The sequence below is a fragment of the Microcoleus sp. D2_18a_D3 genome, from assembly GCF_036702455.1.
Taxonomy (GTDB): Bacteria; Cyanobacteriota; Cyanobacteriia; order Cyanobacteriales; family Microcoleaceae; genus Microcoleus.
Map to the genome: position 1 here is coordinate 1 of NZ_JAUBTK010000095.1, position 6,913 is coordinate 6,913.

The window sequence follows — 6,913 nt, forward strand, 5'->3', positions numbered from 1 at the left end:
TTTTGGCGAACCTTAGCAATGATGTTAGAGTCTAGAATACATAGATAATGTTTTTTGTCAATGCGTAAGTCCTATATACTATCTGGTCTTTATCCATATCATTCGGGCCACTTTTTACCTGTATCCAGCATTTCTCGCCATCACTGGTAGTTTTAATTGCCTCCCATCCTGACTCTTCCGGTGGACTTTCTGCACTTTCAGAGCAAGATATCAATAGTTTTTGAATAAAAAATCCCATTGATGTGACAATAGACCTAGTAGCCGTCATATAAACATTAAGCCTGACAACTTCTTCTGGAGTGTCCAGATTTAACGCCCTGATTAAAAATGGGTTGGGATGAATTTTCCCTAAAGTCAGATTTTCCACCATAACTAGCTGTCGCCCAGTAAAATCCCGACAAATGCTGGCTAAAAAATTTTCAGCGATAGTAAGTTGCAGCGAAAGCTTGCCTGAAGATATAAATGCTAAAATGCGTTCAATCTCATCGGGAGTAAATCTGAGCGCTGTTTTGCCAGATATGCTGCTGATGCCGTTTCTGAGTGTTGCGGCTTCTAAGTTAATAAATTCTTCTAACTCCGCAAAGTGACTGGCGAAAGATCGAGACTTTCTGGCTGGCACTCCTACTTCTTTTTCTAAAACAAATGCTAATAATTCATGAAGTTGCTCTGACACTTTTATTTCTCCTAGACTCTGCTTTAAATATTACTTAAATGAAAAGAGAAAGCTGAGAAGAAATTCGTACTTTACTAAAATCCAAAAGCAAGAGCATCAAGCATATACTTACCCTTCTCCCGCCCAACTTCTTGATATATATCCAAAAGTTCTTCGTAAGCAGTCTCTCCCCCTATAATATTCCAAAACTCATGTCCCATAATGACAGCTTGTTCAAAGGGCGTGTACTTCCTTGCCACTGGCCATTGAAAATCTGAACGATTTGGCCCGTAAGGATTGTAAGCCATAGCATAATAAGATTGAGCATCGGGCCGAGACAGTCCGCACAGTAAATGATATCTCAGCAGTCGTTGAATTACCTCCAAGCATTGTCCTTTGTTGGGTTTCGATCCTTTAATTTCAAAGAAAAATTTTCTCCCGTCATGAGATAGCACGTACAAATCTGCTTTGACTTTGACCGATCGCGTAACTAAATGGTTAGTTTTTTGAGCCTCAAGAACAGCTTCTATCATTTCTTCAAAAGCAGGTTTATTTTCATTTTTGTCTGCTGACTGCTCAAATAGCGCTATCTGACGCTCAATTTCATGGATAGCCTCTATGCTAACTTCGCCAGAAATTTCATAGCTTCTGCTTGCTTCTTGGTGATGTTCCAAAGCAATGAGTTTTGCACATTCTTCATAAGTTGTGCCCAAGCTGCTGCTGAAACCTCTTTCAAACTCGTTAATCCGCAGCAACTCTGAGGGCATAATAGCAGCCTGAAACGGTTTCAATTGACCTTTAGAAGATTTGCATGATAAATATGCTGCTGGAATATCAAGTTTCGGTATTAGCCGTCCTCTGTATTGATTGACAAGGTTTTCGATGAAAACTTCTAAGTATGCTTTGATGATGGCGCGTGTAATTGAGCTAATAGCTGACATTATTTTACTGCGAATATTCAGTTTACTTGAGTTTTTGGAAAAGTGGAATAGGTTTGTAGTAAGGACTTTAATCCTTAGTGATGAGTTGGCAAAAAAAGGACTGAAGTCCTTACTACAAACAAGTTGATCAAGACTTGTATTAACCACCCGCACTCAATCTATCCAAACTTCGTCAAGAACCGGAAAGCATCGAGTACGTGACTCGCGCAAACGTAAGGCGAAGTATTGTAAAAAGCTTGCCAAGCCGCCGCTTTATCTTCGTCGTATTTATCCGATCTTTCCTGGTGTTTACCCAGCCAATTCAGCCGCACCGCGTGACCGACTAATACATCTAAAACGATGTATTCTTCTACTTGCAAATCTGGGTTACGCTGGGCGATCGCCGCCAACTCCATCAGCGCCTCAATATTGACTTGTCGGTATTCCGGGGCGACTATTTTATTCAGCAAATGCTCGATTTGTAGCGCGAAATTCTTTTCGCCCGGCGTCATTTCCGATAATATAATATGGCTATCTAACCGATTGCGCCGCTCTAATTTGTCGCCAATTATCAAGCCTTTGCAGTGCCGCAGCAGTCCCCAAACACTCGGATAAAAATCCTTCGGTACGCGATTGACTGCACCTTCCATTTGCCGCTTCCGTCGCCATCCTCCCGCAAGCATTTGCGGTTCTTCGGAAACTGGCGCTACTACCCATTCAATATCTTTTTCCTGCTGTTTGACGCGCAGGGATTCTTGCTGTTTGAGGATTTGATTCATTTCCTCGTATTCTGTCAACACTTGGCGCAGGCGATTTTTGATTTCAAAGGGACTTAGCTGCATTAAATGTTCGTAAGCTTCATTTTGCGTAACTCCCAATTCGCGCGCCAACTCGCTTGTTAACAGCAGAATAAAGTAGCTAACTCTCAGTGTCAGCAGACCTTTAAATAATTGCGGTTCTGCTTTAATTAGGACGCTGAGGTAAATTAGAATTTCTTGGGTGAGAACTCGATCGCGAATATCTTCTCCGCAGAATTGGCGAATTTTGTCCATCACTTCCGTGTAAGAACCTGGCCGCGAAATTATCGAATCTTCGCTGTAGGCTTTCCCCACAGCAATTTGTTTTTGCCGCACCAAAATATCTGTCACCGCATCCGACAAGCTGATATCAACTTTGTCTAGCAAACCTGCAGCATGGCGGATGACTGCCCATTGGATTTTTGATTGCGAACTTTCTCCAGCTTTTGTATAAACTTCGTTGAGCAAATCCACAACTTTAACTGTTTCTTCCGCACCGCCAAATCCTGTATCAAAATTTAATCCCCTGAGACGAACTAAGGTGTGCAGCAACTCTATTTGTTCGTACAAATTTTGGGAGTTTTGCAGGCTATTTAGCAAGAATTGAGTATTAGTTTCGCACTCTAATTTAAATTCTTGCGTGTGACCTAAAGGCCAAGTTTTTTCAGGATTGTAAGTTAGATATCTGCGCGTTTCTACTGCACCTGTCACCGGAGATTCGGTAAATTCAAAATCGTGCATGAAATCAATTCTTTCGGTTCCAGCAGTCAGCATGAACTGCTTAAGATTTCCGAGTTTAACTGGCGTGTTGTTACAGTGTCCATCCCGGAATTCCTTCATTAATTCTAACAACGCTTCCCGGCCGGTTTCCAGCATCGTGTGAGTCAGCATCAGCGTTACCGTAGGGCGTCCCAACTGATACCAGTGGCGGTGAATGTGAGCTATTTCGCTCTTGATTTGAGCTACTAAAAAATGGTAATCTAAAGTTAGGTAAAACTCTTGTCTGTTCAAAAATGAGGGGAGAAATACGATCGCCTCTTCGCGAATTTTAAACACCCGAGAAGTTGTTAAACTCCGCAAACGGCGCACGGGGCGGCCGGTTAAGCCTAATTGGTCGTTGCGTCCAATTTGCGTGTAAATAGCTGATAATTCTTTAGTCTGGCGGACTTGAATGGGTTCTACCTGTTTTGGGGTTTGGGCGGCAATGCCGTTAGCGGCTAATTCTGCTTGCAAATCTTCGTCTTCAGCTAACAGTGCAATTTGCACTAAAGGTTCTCTCTGTTGGCCCACTGAGAGGTGCCTTCCCAGCGGGTCGATGTCCCCAACTGCGATTAATCCTTCGTTCAGCAATTGACCGAGAAAATACAAACTTTGCGCCCAAACGAGGGGAATATTTTCATTGGGTAAGCGCTGCTGGCTGCGGGGATTTAGCTTTTCTGCTTCTATATTTTCGGCGGGGACGTAGTACAATTCGGGTAGCAGCGGCAAACCAGAGCGATCGACTGCTAGAGATTCCAAACGCTGCTGGTACTCCTGCACTTGAGCTTGATTGCCCTGAAATATGCCGTCCAAGAGCAAATAAGTGAAAAATAGCGGCCACTCGCATTCAATGTGCTCGAACTGCCTTAATTCTGTGGGTTCGTAGTGCAGGCGATCGGCATCTTCCAAGACTGTTTGGTGTCCGTCCCGCAGAAACCGCTTGCAGCCGTAATTTCCTTGCAATTTGTCAATTATCTTATTGCGAGTCCGTTCTATTAATTCTCGATCTTCAACAGCAAAAGCCGGAAAACTAATCACACTCAATAAAGCGGCATCTACTTCTTTTGAGCTAGATTCGCGAGGCAAAAGCGATTCCAAAGTTATGCGACTTCTGGCAATTTCGTCGGGCAAAACGTGAATCACCGATGCTTGAGAGCCTTTAATCCCGAACAAATCCAACCCATTTATTGCTTCCAGCGCTGCTTTAGCCATGCCAACAGAACTGGCGTTCAATTCTGCATTGCCTCGATTGATTTTATGACCTCTTTCCCAAATTCCGTAATCCGGCGTGCGGTAGGCTCTACCGATGTAGTAAACTAAATTTTGCACGAAATTGACTTCATCAATTGTAAAAATTACGTGCAGCCCGGAAGCCGTCATTTGAGCAAGAATTAATAAGAATATAGATGTAGCGTCTAACTGTAAATGTCCCCACTTGTCATCACCTACAACAATACTTCCAGTTTGAGTATTGTATTTAGCGTGCAGGGCATCTAGGGGCGACTGAGTATTTTTAAAATGTTCTACTTTGCTCGATTGTTGCATCATCGCAAACAGCAAGCCGCGCATCAGTTTGACTGTGCTGTGTTCGAGTTCAAATGTTCTGCCCTGATCGCCATCAATTTTGCGGTAAGCTAAACCCAAACCCCAAACCGCGAGAATGCTGTACACGTTATCCCGCACCCAGGCATCGGTGTAGTCGCCGTGGGCGTTAACGGCTGTACTCGCCGGTAGCAAACCAGTAATTGGATTTTGGCGCTTGAGGATAATGTTTTTGATTTGCTGGTAGTAATAATCTAAGCTGGTTTGCCGCTGAGTTGTTGCGATCGCCATTTCGTTTTCCTGCTTTTTCCTGATGCGAGTAGATTTGCGGTGAATAGACTTTTAAATATATCAGAGATTAGATTATTTCTCAAGTTATCCAAACACAAAAAGGTAATTGCCATGTCTACCCAAAACCACAATAACAACAGCGTTCCTTTCGTGAAAGTTGTCTACTCTACAGTGAAAATTAATGGTAAAATTGAGCTAGTACCGATGGAATGGTACGCCGACGGCTCTGTCAAAAAAATCGAACGCTAATGCTCGATCGCACTTGGCTGGCAAAGTCTAATGAACTTGCGCGACCCGTCGCTTACAAAAAAACCGGTTTCTGGGCCACCGAACGATGACTTAACAGACTTTTGGTGGCACAAACCGGGTTTTTTGCGACCAAAACTGGTCTAGCGTCGATCGCCAATCTCAGCTAATTTAAATAACTAGGTGTGTAGGAATCTCAAAGAAAAAAATATGGATGGATCGCGCCCGCAATTTTCAGTGCTGGGACTACCAGTTCACATATTAGATGATTATGCAGGTTGGCTGATGCAGCGCCTGCATCAAGGGTTAGGAAGTCATGTGGTGACTTTGAATGCTGAAATGGCGATGCAAGCCGAGCAAAATCAGGCTTTAGCAGATGTAATCCGCAAAGCGGAACTGGTGATTCCCGACGGTTCGGGAGTGGTGCTGTACTTGCGGCTGCGTGGCAAACCGGCACAGCGCTATCCGGGGATTGAATTAGCAGAATCGCTGCTGCAACAAGCGGGAAAATTGCCTGATTCGGAACCAGTATTTTTCTTTGGAGGTGCGCCCGGAGTGACGGCGAAGGCGGCGGAAAGTTGGCAGCAAAAAGTTAACGGATTGTCGGTTGCTTCTCAACACGGTTATCTTTCTGCAGAGGAAGAAAAAGACTTCCGTGAAAGCCTCAAAAAAATGCAGCCCAAACTGATTTTTGTAGGCTTGGGAGTGCCACGCCAAGAATTTTGGATTGCCGAACACCGACACCTTTGCCCTCAGTCAATTTGGGTGGGAGTTGGCGGCAGTTTCGATATTTGGGCGGGAACAAAAACCCGCGCGCCGGCTTGGTTTTGCGACAATCATTTAGAATGGTTGTATCGGCTTTATCAAGAACCTTGGCGGTGGCGCAGGATGTTGGCTTTGCCACAGTTTGCATTGAAGGCTTTGGGAGATTTTAGAGGGTAAGTTAGTGTAAGCAGGACAGTGATTTTGAGACGGAGCACGACACGGATTTTGACACGGATACACGGATGAATTGAATCATCTTACTATTTGCCACTGATTAGCGCAATCTGGCTCTAAAACGGAGTCTCTTCTTGACTTCGTTTTTGAGCTTGCAGCCAGTCAGGGACAAATATCCACTGATGGTTGTCGCGAAACTCAGTAGCTTGAGGTGAGGGAAATACACGTCGCGATAGCAGTCTTCTGTCACCAAAATTCATTAATAAACCAATTGGTAAAGCCGTGTGATTCAGGTAAGTAATGACTTGTCCCAAATACTTTTTATGAAGTGTAGCGAAGGCTTTGATTTCCAGAATAACTTTGTTTTCAATAATAAAATCTGGAATGTACAAACCAAGTAACTGCTCGTTGTAGTAAACGGGAAGGTGTTTTTGTGGCTCAAAACCGATTCCCTCTTTTGTCAGTTGTTGTTCGAGTTTTTCCTGATAAATTGCTTCTTTGTAACCCGGCCCAAGCTGTCTGTGAACGGCCATACCTGCACCTATGATCCGATAAGTTAGGTCTTCATGTGGCGCCTGAATCTTTTCGCTCATTTTTTTCTATCCAATTGTTGAGATGCTTTTTTCCTTATTTTGGCATAGCACCCAAAAAATTCACCCAGACAGAAAAATTTTTTCTCTGGAAAGCACTGCACAACACGGATTTTGACACGGATACACGGATGGTTTGACTCGTCTGAGGTTTAGCTAATTGGCTAATTTGGCTAT

At 43.8% G+C, this 6,913-nt stretch carries 6 protein-coding genes; 2 read left to right on the plus strand and 4 right to left on the minus strand.

Annotated features, from left to right (window positions below; all coding sequences use genetic code 11):
• Nucleotides 1-31 precede the first annotated feature (31 nt).
• The 3 genes from QUB06_RS29275 to QUB06_RS29285 form a co-directional block, all read right to left on the minus strand.
• Complete coding sequence (locus QUB06_RS29275; RefSeq protein ID WP_333438264.1) at nucleotides 32-673, minus strand: PmeII family type II restriction endonuclease; 642 nt, start codon at nucleotides 671-673, stop codon at nucleotides 32-34.
• Nucleotides 674-747: 74 nt separating this feature from the next.
• The gene (locus tag QUB06_RS29280) at nucleotides 748-1,593 is read right to left on the minus strand and encodes a TdeIII family type II restriction endonuclease (protein WP_333145976.1); all 846 of its coding nucleotides are present in this window, start codon (nucleotides 1,591-1,593) and stop codon (nucleotides 748-750) included.
• Between the two features lie 158 nt (nucleotides 1,594-1,751).
• Entirely contained in the window at nucleotides 1,752-4,961 is a 3,210-nt protein-coding gene (locus QUB06_RS29285; protein WP_333438265.1) for a glycoside hydrolase family 15 protein, read from the minus strand.
• Nucleotides 4,962-5,072: 111 nt separating this feature from the next.
• Between QUB06_RS29285 and QUB06_RS29290 the strand changes: the two genes are divergently transcribed.
• Together QUB06_RS29290 and QUB06_RS29295 are read left to right on the plus strand one after the other, a co-directional pair.
• Complete coding sequence (locus QUB06_RS29290) at nucleotides 5,073-5,210, plus strand: hypothetical protein (protein ID WP_333038037.1); 138 nt, start codon at nucleotides 5,073-5,075, stop codon at nucleotides 5,208-5,210.
• A gap of 207 nt (nucleotides 5,211-5,417) precedes the next feature.
• Nucleotides 5,418-6,149 (plus strand): WecB/TagA/CpsF family glycosyltransferase, encoded by a 732-nt coding sequence (locus tag QUB06_RS29295; RefSeq protein WP_333438266.1) that lies wholly within the window; start codon nucleotides 5,418-5,420, stop codon nucleotides 6,147-6,149.
• A 113-nt stretch (nucleotides 6,150-6,262) separates the two neighbouring features.
• Here the strand turns inward: QUB06_RS29295 and QUB06_RS29300 are convergent, their stop codons facing one another.
• A complete protein-coding gene (locus QUB06_RS29300) occupies nucleotides 6,263-6,739 on the minus strand; it encodes a GxxExxY protein (RefSeq protein ID WP_333389855.1) in 477 nt (158 codons plus the stop codon).
• Nucleotides 6,740-6,913 lie beyond the last annotated feature (174 nt).

Bases quoted from the DNA above. Each gene is read 5' to 3' on its own strand.
- QUB06_RS29280 (WP_333145976.1), bottom strand. From the start codon at position 1,593: ATGTCAGCTATTAGCTCAATTACACGCGCCATCATCAAAGCATACTTA.
- QUB06_RS29285 (WP_333438265.1), bottom strand. From the start codon at position 4,961: ATGGCGATCGCAACAACTCAGCGGCAAACCAGCTTAGATTATTACTAC.
- QUB06_RS29290 (WP_333038037.1), top strand. From the start codon at position 5,073: ATGTCTACCCAAAACCACAATAACAACAGCGTTCCTTTCGTGAAAGTT.
- QUB06_RS29295 (WP_333438266.1), top strand. From the start codon at position 5,418: ATGGATGGATCGCGCCCGCAATTTTCAGTGCTGGGACTACCAGTTCAC.
- QUB06_RS29300 (WP_333389855.1), bottom strand. From the start codon at position 6,739: ATGAGCGAAAAGATTCAGGCGCCACATGAAGACCTAACTTATCGGATC.